Annotated in this window: 17 protein-coding genes and 5 pseudogenes; 8 read left to right on the top strand and 14 right to left on the bottom strand. The window is 34.8% G+C overall.

The window, feature by feature from the left end; all coding sequences use genetic code 11:
• Window positions 1-167 precede the first annotated feature (167 nt).
• Window positions 168-1,505: a xylose isomerase gene (xylA, locus tag V6D41_RS04985; protein ID WP_333517476.1), complete on the bottom strand. Its 1,338-nt coding sequence runs from the start codon at window positions 1,503-1,505 to the stop codon at window positions 168-170.
• A gap of 252 nt (window positions 1,506-1,757) precedes the next feature.
• On the opposite strand from xylA, the gene xylR reads away from it, so the two are divergent.
• Entirely contained in the window at window positions 1,758-2,909 is a 1,152-nt protein-coding gene (gene xylR / locus V6D41_RS04990) for a transcriptional repressor XylR (protein ID WP_333517477.1), read from the top strand.
• 151 nt (window positions 2,910-3,060) lie between these two features.
• Here xylR and xynB read toward each other — a convergent pair whose 3' ends face one another.
• The 9 genes and pseudogenes from xynB to V6D41_RS05035 form a co-directional block, all read right to left on the bottom strand.
• The gene (gene xynB / locus V6D41_RS04995; RefSeq protein WP_333517478.1) at window positions 3,061-4,662 is read right to left on the bottom strand and encodes a xylan 1,4-beta-xylosidase; all 1,602 of its coding nucleotides are present in this window, start codon (window positions 4,660-4,662) and stop codon (window positions 3,061-3,063) included.
• A gap of 42 nt (window positions 4,663-4,704) precedes the next feature.
• Window positions 4,705-6,096, bottom strand: coding sequence for an MFS transporter (locus tag V6D41_RS05000; protein WP_333517479.1), 1,392 nt, complete (start codon window positions 6,094-6,096; stop codon window positions 4,705-4,707).
• Between the two features lie 835 nt (window positions 6,097-6,931).
• Window positions 6,932-7,426: a hypothetical protein gene (locus V6D41_RS05005; RefSeq protein ID WP_333517480.1), complete on the bottom strand. Its 495-nt coding sequence runs from the start codon at window positions 7,424-7,426 to the stop codon at window positions 6,932-6,934.
• A gap of 752 nt (window positions 7,427-8,178) precedes the next feature.
• Window positions 8,179-8,649, bottom strand: a pseudogene (locus V6D41_RS05010) (hypothetical protein).
• 221 nt (window positions 8,650-8,870) lie between these two features.
• Window positions 8,871-9,035, bottom strand: coding sequence for a hypothetical protein (locus tag V6D41_RS05015; protein ID WP_202327644.1), 165 nt, complete (start codon window positions 9,033-9,035; stop codon window positions 8,871-8,873).
• Window positions 9,036-9,151: 116 nt separating this feature from the next.
• Window positions 9,152-9,550, bottom strand: a complete 399-nt coding sequence (locus V6D41_RS05020) for a UPF0715 family protein (RefSeq protein WP_333517481.1) — start codon at window positions 9,548-9,550, stop codon at window positions 9,152-9,154.
• 64 nt (window positions 9,551-9,614) lie between these two features.
• Window positions 9,615-9,788 carry a hypothetical protein gene (locus tag V6D41_RS05025; protein ID WP_333517482.1) on the bottom strand — a complete coding sequence of 58 codons (174 nt, stop codon included), beginning with the start codon at window positions 9,786-9,788 and terminating at the stop codon, window positions 9,615-9,617.
• Window positions 9,789-10,137: 349 nt separating this feature from the next.
• The gene (locus V6D41_RS05030; protein WP_333517483.1) at window positions 10,138-10,428 is read right to left on the bottom strand and encodes a hypothetical protein; all 291 of its coding nucleotides are present in this window, start codon (window positions 10,426-10,428) and stop codon (window positions 10,138-10,140) included.
• A 30-nt stretch (window positions 10,429-10,458) separates the two neighbouring features.
• Window positions 10,459-10,551, bottom strand: a pseudogene (locus V6D41_RS05035) (hypothetical protein); the annotation flags it as partial.
• Between the two features lie 107 nt (window positions 10,552-10,658).
• Here V6D41_RS05035 and V6D41_RS05040 point away from each other — a divergent pair.
• Entirely contained in the window at window positions 10,659-10,892 is a 234-nt protein-coding gene (locus V6D41_RS05040; RefSeq protein ID WP_148961745.1) for a hypothetical protein, read from the top strand.
• Window positions 10,893-10,931: 39 nt separating this feature from the next.
• On the opposite strand, the gene V6D41_RS05045 is transcribed toward V6D41_RS05040, so the two are convergent.
• Entirely contained in the window at window positions 10,932-11,117 is a 186-nt protein-coding gene (locus tag V6D41_RS05045) for a hypothetical protein (protein WP_333517484.1), read from the bottom strand.
• A gap of 43 nt (window positions 11,118-11,160) precedes the next feature.
• On the opposite strand from V6D41_RS05045, the pseudogene V6D41_RS05050 reads away from it, so the two are divergent.
• The 4 genes and pseudogenes from V6D41_RS05050 to V6D41_RS05065 all read left to right on the top strand — a co-directional run.
• A pseudogene (locus tag V6D41_RS05050) lies at window positions 11,161-11,284 on the top strand (SAR2788 family putative toxin); the annotation flags it as partial.
• A gap of 22 nt (window positions 11,285-11,306) precedes the next feature.
• Window positions 11,307-11,672 carry a hypothetical protein gene (locus tag V6D41_RS05055; protein WP_333517485.1) on the top strand — a complete coding sequence of 122 codons (366 nt, stop codon included), beginning with the start codon at window positions 11,307-11,309 and terminating at the stop codon, window positions 11,670-11,672.
• 220 nt (window positions 11,673-11,892) lie between these two features.
• Window positions 11,893-12,567, top strand: a complete 675-nt coding sequence (locus tag V6D41_RS05060; RefSeq protein WP_333517486.1) for an SOS response-associated peptidase — start codon at window positions 11,893-11,895, stop codon at window positions 12,565-12,567.
• A gap of 68 nt (window positions 12,568-12,635) precedes the next feature.
• A pseudogene (locus V6D41_RS05065) lies at window positions 12,636-12,710 on the top strand (hypothetical protein); the annotation flags it as partial.
• 455 nt (window positions 12,711-13,165) lie between these two features.
• Here the strand turns inward: V6D41_RS05065 and V6D41_RS05070 are convergent.
• Entirely contained in the window at window positions 13,166-14,038 is an 873-nt protein-coding gene (locus V6D41_RS05070) for a PhzF family phenazine biosynthesis protein (protein ID WP_333517487.1), read from the bottom strand.
• A gap of 217 nt (window positions 14,039-14,255) precedes the next feature.
• On the opposite strand from V6D41_RS05070, the pseudogene V6D41_RS05075 reads away from it, so the two are divergent.
• Together V6D41_RS05075 and V6D41_RS05080 are read left to right on the top strand one after the other, a co-directional pair.
• Window positions 14,256-14,546: pseudogene (locus V6D41_RS05075) on the top strand (ATP-dependent DNA ligase); the annotation flags it as partial.
• 284 nt (window positions 14,547-14,830) lie between these two features.
• Entirely contained in the window at window positions 14,831-15,172 is a 342-nt protein-coding gene (locus V6D41_RS05080) for a putative quinol monooxygenase (RefSeq protein ID WP_148961749.1), read from the top strand.
• A gap of 1,000 nt (window positions 15,173-16,172) precedes the next feature.
• Here V6D41_RS05080 and V6D41_RS05085 read toward each other — a convergent pair.
• Both V6D41_RS05085 and V6D41_RS05090 read right to left on the bottom strand, forming a co-directional pair.
• Window positions 16,173-16,448, bottom strand: coding sequence for a DUF2651 family protein (locus V6D41_RS05085; protein WP_333517488.1), 276 nt, complete (start codon window positions 16,446-16,448; stop codon window positions 16,173-16,175).
• Window positions 16,441-16,749, bottom strand: coding sequence for a hypothetical protein (locus V6D41_RS05090; RefSeq protein ID WP_333517489.1), 309 nt, complete (start codon window positions 16,747-16,749; stop codon window positions 16,441-16,443). Before V6D41_RS05090 ends, V6D41_RS05085 begins: the two co-directional genes overlap by 8 nt.
• Window positions 16,750-16,973: the final 224 nt, after the last annotated feature.

Raw genomic sequence — 16,973 nt, forward strand, 5'->3', positions numbered from 1 at the left:
TTCACTCCTTAACCCTTTAAAAACCATTCACTCTACATAAATCCGAATTTTAGAAATTACCCGTCATATCAATAATCAAGAGGTAAGGAATCATGACGGGTAGTTCAGGTAACTTGGCTATCCTGCTATATCTTTTACGGCAGGATATGGAGCTTCTCTTCCATCTGTTATACTTCTAAAATGTATTGGTTCAATATTGCTTTTAATTGTTCCTGTCTGCCAGATTCATTTTTAATTGTTTTATTATTTAGCGCATATTGCTCAAGTGTATTAAAGTTAGCTCTTCCTTCTGTAATTTCAAGACCAATCCCTTCAGTAAAGCTGCGATAACGATGTTGAATCACATCTTCAAACACACGTTCTTTGATCAATTTGTGAGCTACTTTCAATCCTCTTGCAAATGCATCCATCCCCGCAATATGGGCATATATTAAATCATCAGGCTCAAAAGAAGATCTACTGACCTTTGCGTCAAAATTTAATCCGCCGCTTCCAAGGCCGCCATTTTGCAGGATCTCGTACATTGCTAATGTCGTGGAATATAAATCTGTCGGAAATTCATCCGTGTCCCAGCCTAAAAGAGGATGACCTTGGTTCGCGTCAACAGAGCCAAGAAGACCGTGTACTCTTGCCATGCGTAATTCATGTTCGAATGTATGTCCGGCTAATGTGGCATGATTGGCTTCGAGATTTAATTTAAAATGATTGTCTAAGCCATATTGCTTCAAAAAGGCAATGGTTGTTGCTGCATCTGTATCATATTGATGAGTGGTCGGCTCCTTTGGTTTTGGTTCAATCAAAAACTGCCCTGTATACCCGATTTCCTTCGCATAATCCACTGCCATATGCATAAATCTTGCCAAATTATCAAGTTCAAATTTTAAATCGGTATTTAACAATGTTTCGTATCCTTCACGGCCGCCCCAAAACACATAATTCTCGGCGCCAAGTTCTTTTGCTGTTTCTAGCCCTTTTTTTACTTGTGCTGCAGCATACGCAAACACATCTGCATTGCAGGAAGTCGCGGCACCATGGACGAAACGTGGATTCGTGAACATGTTTGCAGTATTCCATAATAGCTTAACGTTGCTGGTTCTCATGTACTCTTTCATCATGCTCACGATACGATCTAAATTTTGATTCGTCTCTTTTAACGTACTTCCTTCGGGTGCAATATCTCGGTCATGAAAAGCAAAAAATGGCGCATCCAGTTTTTCAAACAACTCAAATGCTGCTTCTACTCTCGCCTTGGCCAGATCCATTCCTTTATACTGATCCCACGGCCTTTGCATCGTAGCCGCTCCAAAAACATCTGTGCCATCAGCGGTAAATGTATGCCAATAAGCAATAGAAAAACGCAAATGCTCTTTCATCGTTTTTCCGCCGATTACTTCTTGAGCATTATAATATTTAAATGCTAAAGGATTAGTGGAATCTGTCCCTTCGTAAACCACTTTGTTTACGCTTTCAAAATAGTTAACTGAACTAGAATGAGATTGAGCCATGTGATTTCCCCCTTAAAAAATAAATTCAGGCGCATTTTATGCCATATTGTAAGTAGATTATTTATTAGTTTGTTGTTCAAACAAACTAACTTATTTTTATCTTATATAACCTCATCCGCATTTTCAATATTTTTTTCGTTTTTTATGAACACATTAGATATAATAAGGGTAAGATTCGCTATGTACCATGTTTCATACTAAACACATAAAATTTTTACTTAATTTAGAGGTTATACAAATGGAGTGGATGAAGTGGATATCGCAGATCAAACCTTTGTCAAAAAAGTAAATCAAAAATTATTATTAAAAGAAATACTTAAGAACTCACCTATTTCAAGAGCTAAATTATCTGAAAGAACTGGTTTAAATAAATCAACTGTTTCATCACAGGTAAACACATTAATGAAAGAAAATCTTGTATTTGAAATCGGCCAGGGACAATCAAGCGGCGGCAGAAGACCTGTCATGCTTGTTTTTAATAAAAAGGCTGGATACTCCGTAGGAATAGACGTTGGTGTGGATTATATTAATGGCATTTTAACAGACCTTGAAGGGACGATCGTTCTGGATCAACACCACCATTTGGAATGCAATTCTCCAGAAATAACGAAAGACATTCTAGTTAATATGATTCATCACTTTATGACACATATGCCACAATCTCCGTACGGGCTTATTGGGATAGGCATATGCGTGCCTGGGCTCATTGATGAAAATCAAAAAATTGTTTTCACTCCGAACTCCAACTGGAGAAATATTGACTTAAAACCTTTCATCCAAGAGAAGTTCAATGTTCCTGTTTTTATTGAAAATGAGGCAAATGCCGGTGCATATGGAGAAAAAGTATTCGGTGCTGCAAAAAATCACGATAACATTATTTATGCAAGCATCAGTACAGGAATAGGGATCGGCGTCATTATCAACAATCATTTATATAGAGGTGTAAGCGGATTCTCCGGAGAAATGGGACATATGACAATAGACTTTAATGGACCTAAATGCAGTTGCGGAAACCGAGGATGCTGGGAATTGTATGCATCCGAGAAGGCTTTATTAACATCTCTCCAGGCTAAAGAGAAAAAAGTGTCCACTCAAGATATCATAGACCTCGCCCATCTGAATGATATTGGAACTTTAAATGCTCTACAAAATTTTGGATTCTATTTAGGCATAGGCCTTACCAATATTTTAAATACTTTCAACCCACAAGCCGTCATTTTAAGAAACAGCATCATCGAATCGCATCCAATGGTTTTAAATTCAATTAGAAGTGAAGTGTCATCAAGGGTTTATTCCCAATTGGCCAATAGCTATGAGTTATTGCCATCTTCCTTAGGAAAGAATGCACCGGCATTAGGAATGTCTTCGATTGTTATTGAACATTTTCTAGATATCGTTACATGACTAAATTGCACAAAACTCTATGTTCTACGCTTATCTTCCAAGATGAGTTTTTGTTTTGTTGGTGTAATGTTGAATAAGACCATTTTATTAAACATACCTTCTCCTATGAAAAAGGAGTTCTTCAATAGAAGTCTCCTTTTTCACGTGTACATTATTTTTCTTTATAACGAAAATATCTAAAGTCGGCCGGAATATGATTTCCGCTGGTATCTTGACATTGCATTCCTACAAAAGCACCTGTGAAGAAGCCTCCTCCACGGATGTAATCATCTGATAATTTTTTCGATTCCAATGCAATGTCAATTTTTCTCCAATCTTCTTTGTTAAACGAATAGAAATAATAATAGTTTTCCTTTTCAATGTTTACTCTTAAATATATATATTTTACCTCACGAGGAATCACAATTTTATTTTTTAATGGCTGTGAAAAAGAGAAGTTATCACATATCGTTAATTCAAGAATACGGCCAAGTTCTTCATCATGCGTGACTTGAAGAGCCGTCCAGTTCTCAGTATTGTAATAGTTCACCAATCCGGCAGCTTGTTGAAAATTCTCCGGATAAAACTCAACTGCAGTTTCCGCTTCAAAATGGAGACTTTGCCAACGTCTGGCTACAAATGCCTGAGTAAATGTCGAGGTTAATGATTCATGGCCGTATAATCGCAAATGATTTGGCACTTGAGTCAATGAACCTAATTCATTTGTAAACGGGATCCTTAACGTTTGAAAATGAATATTTAATGTAGGATCCTCGAATTCATCAACCTCCGGGTAGGTTGATGGAAACATTTTTTCTGATACAGCAGGGGCTTCTACCTCCAAACTTCCTTCTTTTCCACCAACTATATAAGGCCATTCATCTTTCCAATAGAGTTTTTGAATAGCTGTTTCCCTGCCCAAAGGGCAATATCCTCTCTGCTGAAAAATGGAACCATCGTCAGGATGAATAGGACGTCCCGTTAAATGAGCTAAATACCACTCACCTGTTTGTGTTTGAACAATGGAGGCATGTCCACATTTTTGCAGTGGATTTTCTGGAGCATGCCACGATGTTAAGAGTGGATTATCAGGATGAACTTCATATGGCCCTTCAATATTTGAAGAACGGGCAATTGTAGCAGCGTGTTCGAACCGAGTTCCTCCTTCTGCAGTTAATAAATAATAATAGTTCCCGATATGATAAAGGTGCGGAGCTTCCGTCAGCTTCCTATCCGTTCCTTTAAATATAACTTTCGGTTTACCAATTAATTTTTGCTCCTTATCAGAATACTCCTGTATGACAATTCCTCCAAATGAGTGCCGATCAATACGCTGATCCCATAACATATTTAATAAATATTTTTTTCCATCTGTATCATGAAATAAAGATGCATCAAACCCCGAGCTATTTAATGTAATCGGTTCTCCCCAGTCACCATTAATCGTTTCACAAGTCACTAAATAATTGTGACAATCTTTCCAAGCGCCATCTACGACCTTAACATCCGAATAGACCAGCCAAAACCTTCCGTCGCTATAACTTAAACATGGCGCCCAAACCCCACCTGAATTAGGGTTTCCTTTCATGTCTAATTGTGAAACTCTCTGTAATGGATGTGCAACTAAGTGCCAATTCACTAAATCTTTTGAGTGGTGTATCTGTACTCCTGGAAACCACTCAAATGTAGATACAGCGATATAATAATCCTCTCCTACCCTACAAATACTTGGATCGGGATTAAATCCTTTAAGTACTGGATTGATAATCTTCATTTGGGACTCCTCCTCAGCTATTTTCTTTTCACTCATCAATGTTTAAGCTTTGAATTCATCAATGTTGTCCAAATAAACTTTATCTCTATTCTCTAATTCTCGTACCATGTTTTTATATTTTTTCTCATCTAAATTATAGAAATGAATATCAATCATGGCTAAAACCAGTAAGAACACGGGAATAATGGTAGTTGTAATTAAAATTCCCGTTAATGCCTCCGGCGTTTGGGCCTGATTTGCCACATATCCAAACTTATCTAAAACCAATCCCGGTACAACCCCTCCCAAGGCCATGCCAAATTTAAAGAAAAATCCGATGATAGCGTATATGAGCCCGCCCATTCTTTTCCCAGTCCTATACTCTCCATATTCTATTGTTTCAGGAATGAGCGCCCACATATATCCCCCGGCAGTGAGACTTCCAGCAGCAGCGATTAATCGAAAGAAGAGTATGAGGTATATATTACTTGACGGAACAAACAGTAAAGCTAGGAGGCCGATTATATTCAGTAATAATGCATAGTTTAGTAATTTCTTCTTCCCCAATCGTTGATGAAGCTTTGGAATAAACGGTAAAATGACCAATGCAGGCAAGCTTCCTATCAAACCGTACCACTTCACTAAATCCTCTCTTCCTAAGTTATACGTCACGTAATAGATGCCAACTGAATTACTTATTGAATTCACTCCGAAAATGATAATAAAGAAAATACTTAATACAACAAGCGGACGATTCACATGAAATTGCTCAAATATATCAGAGAATTTAATTTTCTCTTCAGATTTTTGAAGAGTGACACGCTCTTTTGTGCTTTTAAAACAATAGATTAAAAGGAACGCGCCTATCGTTCCCAAAATACCCATGGTTAGTTGCCAGCCAAGAGATTCGTTACCGAAAGTATCGCTTAAATAGGCAGCCAGTAAGGGGACAAAAAAAGCAACGACAAGTCCTCCAAGATTCGCAAATAACATACGAACAGATGTTATACTAACAACTTCTTGATTATTTCTAGTCATTGCAGAAGTTAACGCGCCATATGGAACGTTTATCGTTGTATATGTAAGCGACAAGCCAACATAGGTCATATAGGCATATATTAATTTCCCCATCTCCGAAAAATCTGGGGTTGTAAAGCAGAGTATGGCCAGTATGACAAATGGAAAAGCTCCGAATAAAAGATACGGTCTAAAGCGTCCAAATCTGCTGTTCGTTCTGTCTACTATTGTTCCGATAAAAGGATCAGCGAGGGCGTCAATTATTCTAACCACTAAGAACATCGTACCGGCTGTTGCTGCCGATAAGCCAAATACATCTGTATAGAAGAACAAAAGGTAAGTAGACACCGTTGCATAAATTAAATTACATGCGAAATCCCCAGACGCATATCCAACTTTTTCAACCATCCTAATCTTCTTTACATTTTCACTGAGCATGATTACTCCCCTTTTCGATCCTTTAATATGGAACAGTAAGAAATGGAAAAAATATCTCCAGACTTATGCCCAGCGTTCTATAAAAGCGCTTTCAAAAAGGTGTAAAAATTCTAGTGGTTTACTTTACTGAGCATTATCATCATCTAAATAGTGATCAGCAAGCAGGAAATTCATCTGTTTTTCGTCGAGGCTCTTCCCCCTTTCATCCATATTGAATAAGAACTTATCTTATGGACAACCGTAAGTTCGCCTCATTAGTTTGTTGGCCAAACAAACTAACTTGATTTAATATTATAAAATCCTTTCAGCTTTTTCAACGTTTTTTTCAGAAAATTTAAATCGGCTTGAGAAAAATATTGATTTCACCTTCTTTTTCAGGCGCAGCAAAGATTAAATAACAGATAAAGAGAATAACACTTATTAAGCGGTTCCTCATAAAAAAGGCTTGTTTTCCGCTATAGGGACTGCTCTTCTATGTTTTTCGGGTATAGGCGGTTGAAAGCTTAACAATTTTTTCTTTCGAAAATTTAATTTAAACTTTTGGCACATAAAACACGAATAATTTTTACACTATAGATGGATCCAGTTACCGAAAAACATAAAGGGATTTAATTATAATTATGTATTCTTCATCCAGTATCGATTTAAAACTAAAACAAAGTTTCCAGTCTTTATTTCCTGAATACGCATCAAAGCTTGAAACTTAAAGTGATCATTCCACCTTCTCATCATGCACATAATTAGGTACATGCAATAAATTCAAAGCTCTCTTACGGGGCTTTTCTATTCGCTAAAAACATAACCAGTTAACGGAAAGCCCTTTATGGCTTTCTTCTTATTTCTCGGATTGTTTGTCATTGAGTAAAAAAATTAGTACCTCTTCAATTTCCTTTTCTAAGTCATTATTATTTAAATCGAATAATGTTCCACAACCGCTTCCTATAAATCCACCGTAGAAATACCATAAATCAATTGTAAATGCGTTCATATCTTCATCTTCATTGGCTGTTACAGTTCCATAATTAATTATGATTTGGGAACGGTATTCTTTTTCCAAGCACCTCTCAGCTGTTAAATCACTAATCCCATCTCCATCTATATCTATATCTCTACAAATTTTGATGCTAAGGTTACGTTTGCCCTGACTTTCAAAAACATCTGTATATTTACGTTGCAGTTTTTCTGCTACTACTTCCCCTAAGCCTTCCAACGCATATATTTTTTGTTTTAATTCTAGATTTATATTCTTATCTAGAATATGCAAATAGCCATCAGCGTCTGGACTTTGATTTTTCTGTATCTTGAATAAACGTCTTAAAGCTTTCCGCACAGCGTTGTCCTCCTTACAGGGAACTCTCGGCTATAGTGGCTGATATACCCACTATGGTATATACAGGATACTTTATATTTGGGACATATTCAAAACTGCTTAGATAGCGAGCTTTCAGGAGTGCCAATACATAAAATCATTTTATGAAGATTAGGCTGGCATTGCTGACCAATCAATTGATCTTGATTAAAATTGCTTCTTTAACGAGTGTATTCTTGGTAGCTTGGAGGAGGCCGACTTATCTACATAGAAGAATCTTAGAACATGATTTGGCTAATGTTATTTCAATATCAAATTCCATTATGTCTTAACAGAAGACGTCATGACCTTAGATATTTATCAAAAGAAGATTTTAAAGATGAGTTACCTTCTGCTGAGAATAAGCGCAAAAACTGCAGGCGAGATGATAAAAATTCAGCGTCAGAATACGGTCTAAAATAAGCAAACGAACAAATGATTTAGACTGATTATCAAACACTCATGAAGACAAGAGCAAAAGGCAAAAGAGCCTGCACCTATATTTTTTGCATGCTGAATATTATTTTCAACTAAGATAGATATAGTTAGTGCTTAACCGTACTATAATTTCACTTTACAAATAAGTTTTTTAAAACTCTTATTTTATTTAACTGAGAGATTGGTATTCCACTTTAAAATTAAACTTTTATTAGTACTGGAAGTAATAGAAATTGTATTTTTTATCAAATACTGCTACATTGCTTCAAACATAAGTTTGTTATTAAAAACAGAAATTAATTCTGTATCAGTTTATTCAATATGTTAATTTTACTTTGGTCTTTATTATTCTTCTTTGTTCTTCTATAGCCATCTAACAAAGACTTATTATAAATCTTGAGATAATCATCAATAGTTAGCAAATGATATCTCGCTCCGTAATCTTCAAAAATCTCTAGGTTATTATAGTCTACATCTGCAAATGGTTTTAAATCCTCTATGTACGCAATGCCTATTTTAGTATTAGTTTTCCTAAATTCATGCTCATGTAAATCAACCATTTTATAGCCTTGCAGTTCCATAATTTTTTTTAGTTTTTCCCACTTTTCCTCTAAAAAAATTAAAGGAATAAGGATATCAATATCTTCTGGGGAAAAATCCAACCCAGTTACCTTTTCAAGACCTAAAGAGCCCTATAATAATGGAATAGTGTCTAACTCTTTATTAAGAGTTTTAGCTATATTTATAAATTCATTATTTAATTTCATTTTTTATATCCCCAATATGTAGTGATTCATTATTTAAGCATTAATTGCCCCTTGAAGTTTCAAGTCCTCAAATTCTTCCATATGGTGAATATCCTCAAACTCATTTAACCCCTTTTTTTCTAATCAGAAAGATTGAAGCATTAGTACTTAGAATTGGTTTGACTGCACTGGGCTCTTTTTTAAAAAATAGCCTGCATTTTTACAATTAACGATTCTTTTATCTAAAAAGCTTTGAATACTGAATTAAAGAATATCAGCAATATAATGATGGCTAGTACAACAACAATCTCAAAAGTATGTGAACTGCCATCTTTTTTTTCTTGTTCTGTCTTCTCTCTCATTTGTTCCCTATATTTTCTTTGTATTTCATCCTTTTTTCTATTCACCTTACTCGACCCCTTTCAAAATACAGTAAATCCATTCTGAATTATTCTTCATGAGGTCAAATCCAATTTTTACCGTTATTCCTTAAATGTATCATGAGCTTGTAGATTGTGATAACTTAGATTGCTGTCTTTGCCTTGTTTTGCAGAAACACTGAGTCCCAGACCCAAAAGATAAAAGCAAATGAAATGCTAAATAAGTAAATTTCATATGATAATAGAATCCCTAAGGTGTTCATTGGATCAGTGATTAAAGCGAAGAATAACCATACTAAGAAGGAAAAGAATAAGTATATGAGTAAATATTTCAGGTAAAACCTTTTTGGTTTACGATTTAAGAAGTATTGTACAGGGGCTGCAAAGATTAAATAAAAGATATAGAGAATAGCACTTATTAGAATGTATGGATAGTAGCCATCATAATTAATGCCAAAAACATAAACAGCAGCAGCTGATAACGCAGACAAGACATGAACAATAAAGATCCTTAAAACTTGCATGTTTATAACCCCTTTCATGATGAATGCTTCTACAACATTATCTAGATCCTTCCTTAAAATCCCTTACAATATATGTTTTAACTTAAACAATTTGAAATATCACAAACATTGCAACTTCTGCTACAAGCAAATAAATCATATATCTAGCATAATTAAACACGTTTTCATCAGCATTTTTTTCTTTTTTAAAAGTCCAAGCAAATAATCCTAATATAGTTGCCACTAACACGATTTCAGTTATTGTTAAAATTGACATACTTTCCTCCCAAATAAGTACCAAATATAGACCAGAGTTTATGATGGCGAAAATTTACTTAGTTTCTTCAAAGCAATAATGACAATAAACTGAGTTGTTATCTTCATATCTAATGTATGTATCTTAGATTAAGGAGTTTGTATAGCCAGCTGTTTTGAGTATCGCTTTACTTATCATAATCATATCCTTCTGGATATCATAATCTGTTTGAAGATCCAAATTAACTTTAAACGCTGCATGTAAGTCAAAGAACGAATTATCAAATTTAAATTTTAAGAGTTTTCATTGCAATCCCCCGATCTGTTTCCTTTATTATACAGTGAGGTCATATCTAATTAAAACTGCTGTTTTATTCAGAACTTACAAGTTCCCCATCTGATTTTAGCTCACCTATTTTTTCTCTGGTTTTATTAAACAACGTAATTTCAGCTTTGGTGGCTATACGCTTAATTGACTCTTTAGCCCAATCATTTGTGTACATATTACGCACTTGACCGTCTTTGACATACAACGTTTCAGATTTGGCAAGAGCATCTGACCTATGCGGTAGGCTTGGTAAGATTTTAATTATATTTATTTCCGTGCTCCCTTCTTCATCAGTGTATTCAAGAGCGTAGTATTGGCCGACCTTAATCTCCATCACTTTTTCTCTCGATTCTGTGTGAAATTATTGTTCATTCTTGTCTCTAAGTAGTTCAAAATTAATCAACGGGATGTATAAGTCTTTGTCTGATAAATTTAATTTGTTTCTAAATTATTTAATTGCTTCATCTTGTTCTTTAAAATAATGTTTGGCATTTTTCTATTCTCCTTTTTATATAATGTTTTAATACACACTAAATTGGGTAAAAATTTGTAGAGGTGATTTCTTTGAATAATGATCATAAAGTTACTCATTACTCATCATTTATTTTTTCAACAATCATGGTTTTGCTGGTCGCCATCTTTCCACAATACACTTCTTGGTTTGTAACAGTTTTCTTCCTAGGTTTTGCACTTATTTATACATTCCAAAGACATAAAACAAGTTCTTCAAAAGCAATTTCTTATATTTCGTATTTATTATTCATCGTTTCATTGACTTACACTTTAGTCAATATGTAGTATTAATCCTCCCTTTCTGGGAGGATTTTTTGGTTAAACTTATTTATCAGCAGCTTTTGGTCCACCTCTATCTGTAATGATAAAGCTATCTGAGCCAATTTTTTTCTTGCGATCTTTATCTTCATAAATTGTAACATTGTGGCGTGTCATTAGTGTCGCCCCAGCCATTTTAAACTCTTTACGATCTTTAAAATAAACAACAGGATATTCGCCTAAAATAACCATATTTGCTAAACCCGCTAAGTAAGATGACCATCCCCCTGAAGGTAATAAGAAGACAAATGAATTCTTATCTGTAGAACGACAAGGAAATAAAGATACTATAATAACTTACAATCAAGCCAAAACATCCAAATAAAAAAGCTGGTTATAATTATTATAAAAATCAATAGGAACTTATAAAGAGGGATTGCTATGGCAAAATTATATACATGTTTAATTTGCGGATATAAAGGATTAATTCAAAACCCCTTAAACAATGATGGTGAGTATCAAAAAACATTTGATATCTGCCCTTGTTGCGATTTTGAATACGGCTACAGTGAAGATCATGACGTAAGCTTAGGTTTTATAGTAACTCCAGATCACTTAATTGAAGCTGCAATTCAGTTATACCGAAAACAGTGGATTGAGACTGGAATGAAAATTGCAAGTCATAAAGATATTCCAGAAGAATTAAGAAACGGTGACTGCTTAAAATTCGAAGTGTTGTTAAAGCAATTGAATAGCCTAAATCTCGATACAGAAAACTTTGAAATTAAGGGATTTAATGGTTATTAACGCAGATTCAAGCCCCAATTTTGGGGGCTTTCTTATTATAGTACAGTCTACCAGAAAACTGTTGAATGTATAAATATCAGTGAACTTTTTCTTTCTTCATATTCCCCTAATCAACACTTCAACTTCTTTAACCTCAACTGTTTGCTGCATCACATTCCTCCTTTTTGATTTTCATGTATCAAGCCTGTACAATATTCAAAAACCCTAAAGGATGATGAACATGTGTGGCAGGTTCACTTTATTCTCTGAGTTTGATGACATCATTGAGCAATTCAATATAGATCAATTCTTATCTGAAGATGAATATCACCCAAGCTATAATGTCGCTCCATCACAAAACATCCTTACAATCATTAACGATGGATCAAACAACCGTCTGGGCAAACTTAGATGGGGGCTTATCCCTCCTTGGGCTAAAGATGAAAAGATTGGTTATAAAATGATCAACGCTCGAGCTGAAACATTGGCCGAGAAACCAAGTTTTCGAAAGCCGCTCGTCAGCAAACGTTGTATCATACCCGCTGACAGTTTTTATGAATGGAAACGCCTTGATCCAAAGACTAAGATTCCTATGCGGATTAAACTTAAATCGTCCAACCTCTTCGCTTTTGCAGGCTTATACGAAAAGTGGAACACACCAGAAGGCAATCCGTTGTATACTTGCACAATTATCACAACAAAGCCTAATGAGCTTATGGAAGACATTCATGATCGGATGCCGGTTATCCTTACTAATCACAATGAAAGGGAATGGCTCAACCCTAAAAATACTGATCCTGATTATCTGCAAAACTTACTGCAGCCATACGGCCCCAATGACATGGAAGCATACCGGGTTTCATCTTTAGTGAATTCACCTAAAAACAATTCACCTGATCTTATTGAAGCCCATTAAGTCCCACTGCCATATTGCTTTTATATCACTTTCGCTTAGCTATTGTATTCTAAGTAGAAGGTGATATTTTGTTTGTATCGCCAATGTTATTGCATTTGATAAAGGAACCGCTTGATGACGAGGACTATATCACTGAGCTGAAAGTATCTCAATAAATGGTAATGTACAATATTAAAAAATATATCCACGTACTTATATAACATGCGTTTTTACCTAATTCATTACGTGTACATAATTATGTCACTGTACATAAATAGCCGATGTTACCTCGAATATATTTGTACAGAAATTTCTCAATGATAATAAATGGTTAGGGGGTAGTGGCTTCATGCCACCCGGGACCAACGCCGCTGAACTTCGAAAGTTTAAAAACTGCATTTAGGTAATCTATGGTAATTTAAAAATGTAGCTTTGAAATAAGGTTTGAGCAAAAATACCTTACAAACCCTTATTTTACGATAAATAAATAGAAGCCATTTTGAAAAAAGATTGATCAAAATGGCTTCTTCTTCATTAGATTTTAGTTTGGTTTTTATAAAAAAGATTAATCATTTTCTACCTATGTTGTTCAACAATCGCGCCCGTTTGTTGAAGACCATTAACAGAGTTTTTCTATTGCGTTTCCTTTTACTCGGGTTCTAATAATTTTGCTTTCTTGTATAAAAGTTTCGGATTTAATAATACTAGGCCGCCCCATAGCGACTCCTTGAATAATCTTATAGCTGTTCCAACCATCTTTTAACGGGTAGAACACCTTATTTTCGGTTAAATATGCCCCTAATGCAGATGCGGCTACACCAGTTGCCGGATCTTCGTTGTATCCAGCTCTCCTAGGAAATTGACGTGCCTGGATATATTGCTTGCTTTCCTGCTCAATGGCAAAAGGATAAAACCCAGTAGTGTTAAACTCATCACATAATTTCCAAAGGTATTCAAAATTAGGTTTAAGATTGTTAAGAGTTCCCACGCTTTTTAAAGGAATAATTAGTTTATAACGAGACGTAGAGACAGATTGAATAGGAAAATTATTTATGTCATCTATTCCAATACATAATGCTTTACATATTTCTTCTACTGTAGGATTTACATTCAAAAATTGGGGGGAGAATTGATCCACATTAACATCTAAATTCGATCCTTTTACTTCCCATTCAACTTTAACAGGCCCTAACATTGTCTCCACTATAGTCGCTGAATGTTTTATCATACCTCGGTTAACGAGAACTGTAATGCTTCCTATAGTCGCATGGATGCACATTTCCATCTCATGTAATGGAACAAAGAAACGAATCTTTACATCACAATCAGAACGAGTTGGTTTTAAAACGAAGGCTGATTCATGAGCAAAATCCTTTGTCATCTTTTGCATATTATCTGTTGTTAAACTATCTGCATTCAAAACAACAGGACACGGGTTACCTCCACCGTTTTCCAGAGAAAACACTGTTGTATTTACAACTTCATAACACAATTTTCTAACACCTCCTTTGCTTTAAGCTTCATTTTAACATCATTTTCCTTCCTAAAAGTTCCTGTTGATCTTCAACAATATGGCCCTTTAACGGAACAACTCTATTGTCACTCAACAGTTTTTTAATCCACTTTCAACTTCAGATGTTCTTTTTCTTTCAATATAAAAACACCCCTTTAGATAACCAATCCAAAGGGGTGAAACGGTGCAACTTTTCCAGATTAAGCTATATACTCGTCACAACAATGAAATAACAAGCAAGTTTCCAGAACTCTTGGACTTAGATATTCCAGATGGAACAGTACTCGATGGTGAAGTTATTGTAGCTGCCCCAGGTGGTGCTCCTGACTTTGAGGCTGTAATGGAACGTTTTATGTCCAAAAAATCAGACCATAAGATTGTTTACTGTGTCTTTGGTGCTATCTACAAAGACGGTCAGTCAATTGCGGTTAAGCCGCTCAGTGAGCGTAAGATAGCTCTGAACTCACTTGAACGGAATCATCCTAGTAGATAACAACAAAAGTGGGTTTACGAACAGTTTGAAAACTATATTATTGAAACTTAATATACTTTCACCCTTCTTTATTCCATTAAAGGGCCATATTGTGGAGGATCACCGAAGGAGAATAAAGGCTGAATAATTGCGAGGGAATGGAAGAAGGCTAATCGTTAAAACGGGGCGCATATTCTGGAACAAATAGCACTTTTGTTGAATAAGGAAGCGCATTCTATTACACTAGGAAATAGGTTTAACGGGAATATTCTTAAATAAACTTTTTGAGGGGTATTACTATGACTAACTATGCCAATCAAGTTGTTTTAAACGTTCGTTTCAAAGTTAAAGCAGGCAAAAAAGAAGCTTTTCGAAAATCACTTTATTCACTTGTTGAAGTGATGTCAAACGAACCTACCTTTATAAATGCTATTATAAGTGATGATATTGAAAAACCAGATGATCTTGTAATTTATGAAATCTGGCAAGGTACAAAAGACAGTTGGTTACAGGAAGAATTGCCAAAGCCTTATCGAAAAAAATATGAAGAAGTTGTTGGTGATCTGCTTGAGGATAGAATAATAAGTTGGTTAACCCCAAACGGAGAATGGGGAAGTAATTTAACGAATGTCAGTCGCTGATTTAAACTTGGCCAGTTAAGAAAAACTGTTTATAGTCGCTGTTTTTTAAGGTGCTTTCAACTTTAAGGACGTTTTCTAATATGTCCTTCATTGATTCTTTCATCATCTTCAATTACCAAGCTAATCAACTGATAACTACCTCTGTTGGAATCCCCCCTTGTCTATAAGCACTATATGAAGATCGCAACTTTGTTCAGAAAAAGGGCGCGATTGCGGAGTGAAAAAAGCCCAATTTTTCAAATTCAATACTTAGAAATTGGGCTTTTAAATATTAGCATTTTCCTGACCTTACGCTACCCCTTATTAAGTTTGCATTTCTAATTTTCTTAATATTGCTCAATTTCAATAATATCTCCTAATTTTAAAACATGTTTTTTAGTCGAGTAATCAACAATTCGCAATTCTCTTTTTAGCTGTCGATATAATGAATATTACCGCAAGTTTCTTCATTTCCCCTTTTTGATAGAAGGTGAATTGTAGAATAATGTTCCCTTCCATAGCCCCGCAGATAATTTCATTAAATTCTTCATATTTTTTGTTCATCCAAAACCGTTTTTTTAACTTTATCTAAACTTTCATTGTATGCCATTAGTAATTTTACATATTCCGGTAACATCATGGAAACCCACTTAATTCGGCCTCTGTCACGAATCACTTTAAAACACCTACTTTTCCATTACATTTTGTGTGACATTATATAAAAAGACTTCCCGAAACTGGTTTTAAATTAAGTTCTTGACATTTAATATAAATTTGATTGTTCCTCGATCTCTAAGCATATCGACCCACTCCTTTATTGATCTAATATTGGCGGAACAAATGTTCTCTATTCAATACAAATAAGAACAAAAGTTCAATGTGAATGTTGGTAATAAATCAAACCCCCTTATAAAAGGGGTTAATTAGGAGCAAATCAAGTTCCCATATTACTTAAGGTTTTATTGAAAGAAATGTACGACAAAAATGCTGTCAACGTTATCGCAAAGCTTCGCTTCTACTATCATCCTCTAATCAAAGTTACAATGGATTTAGTTAGAATTCCAGATATAAAACATACAACTGTCATGATAGACACCCAGATTAAAAAAGTTGGCTCTAATCCTATTTCAATTAGCATAAAAACTAAAGAGAATACGAATATAATCAAGGTTGTTACCCATACTCTTTTGAAAATAAAGTATCCAATTATCCCTAAGATAAATGATACAGCCGGCAGTACAAGTAGTATTAAAAATGCAGGACCACCCAAATGAGATATCCTCCTAATCTTATTCATTATGCAATAATTCAAAACGAGCAATTTCCCATTCTTTTTTCACTTTTAATGGTGTTGTGTTAACCTTTTTCCCTGATTTTAAGTCATAGGAGGTTATTTTCCCTAAGACATTCTCTTTTTGCATGTCAAACCCTTTGATAAGGACGTACATGTTACTATCATCAAATTTAATATCATTCAATAACATTTCACTATTGCCTGCATAGAATTTGAAAGATTTTTTCTTATTTAGATTTTCATCAAAAAAGCTAACTTTTCCATTGTATGAGACAGCAACGATAATATGAATATACCAAAACATGATCGGCAGAAACTAACTCAAAACGAATGTCTTAATCCTCTGTATACTTTTTTCATTGATTCCTTCTATTCTTAAGATTTTAACACATTACCATTCTTGTCAAGATGATATTAAGAATAAACAAGAGAGGAAATTAAAGTTTGTTTTACATGAAGTCTTTAAGTTGATCTAAAATCATCTCAGTATCTTCGTTTTTGGACTTTCCTACCTCCTGAGCAGCTTCT

This window comes from Bacillus sp. 0102A, assembly GCF_036765155.1.
Classification (GTDB): domain Bacteria; phylum Bacillota; class Bacilli; order Bacillales; family Bacillaceae; genus Bacillus; species Bacillus subtilis_G.

Bases quoted from the DNA above. Each gene is read 5' to 3' on its own strand.
- V6D41_RS05000 (WP_333517479.1), bottom strand. From the start codon at position 6,096: ATGCTCAGTGAAAATGTAAAGAAGATTAGGATGGTTGAAAAAGTTGGA.
- V6D41_RS05045 (WP_333517484.1), bottom strand. From the start codon at position 11,117: ATGGTTATTTTAGGCGAATATCCTGTTGTTTATTTTAAAGATCGTAAA.
- V6D41_RS05055 (WP_333517485.1), top strand. From the start codon at position 11,307: ATGGCAAAATTATATACATGTTTAATTTGCGGATATAAAGGATTAATT.
- V6D41_RS05025 (WP_333517482.1), bottom strand. From the start codon at position 9,788: ATGTCAATTTTAACAATAACTGAAATCGTGTTAGTGGCAACTATATTA.
- V6D41_RS05080 (WP_148961749.1), top strand. From the start codon at position 14,831: ATGACTAACTATGCCAATCAAGTTGTTTTAAACGTTCGTTTCAAAGTT.
- xynB (WP_333517478.1), bottom strand. From the start codon at position 4,662: ATGAAGATTATCAATCCAGTACTTAAAGGATTTAATCCCGATCCAAGT.
- V6D41_RS05090 (WP_333517489.1), bottom strand. From the start codon at position 16,749: ATGTTTTGGTATATTCATATTATCGTTGCTGTCTCATACAATGGAAAA.
- V6D41_RS05085 (WP_333517488.1), bottom strand. From the start codon at position 16,448: ATGAATAAGATTAGGAGGATATCTCATTTGGGTGGTCCTGCATTTTTA.
- V6D41_RS05030 (WP_333517483.1), bottom strand. From the start codon at position 10,428: ATGGAGATTAAGGTCGGCCAATACTACGCTCTTGAATACACTGATGAA.
- V6D41_RS05020 (WP_333517481.1), bottom strand. From the start codon at position 9,550: ATGAAAGGGGTTATAAACATGCAAGTTTTAAGGATCTTTATTGTTCAT.
- V6D41_RS05060 (WP_333517486.1), top strand. From the start codon at position 11,893: ATGTGTGGCAGGTTCACTTTATTCTCTGAGTTTGATGACATCATTGAG.
- xylA (WP_333517476.1), bottom strand. From the start codon at position 1,505: ATGGCTCAATCTCATTCTAGTTCAGTTAACTATTTTGAAAGCGTAAAC.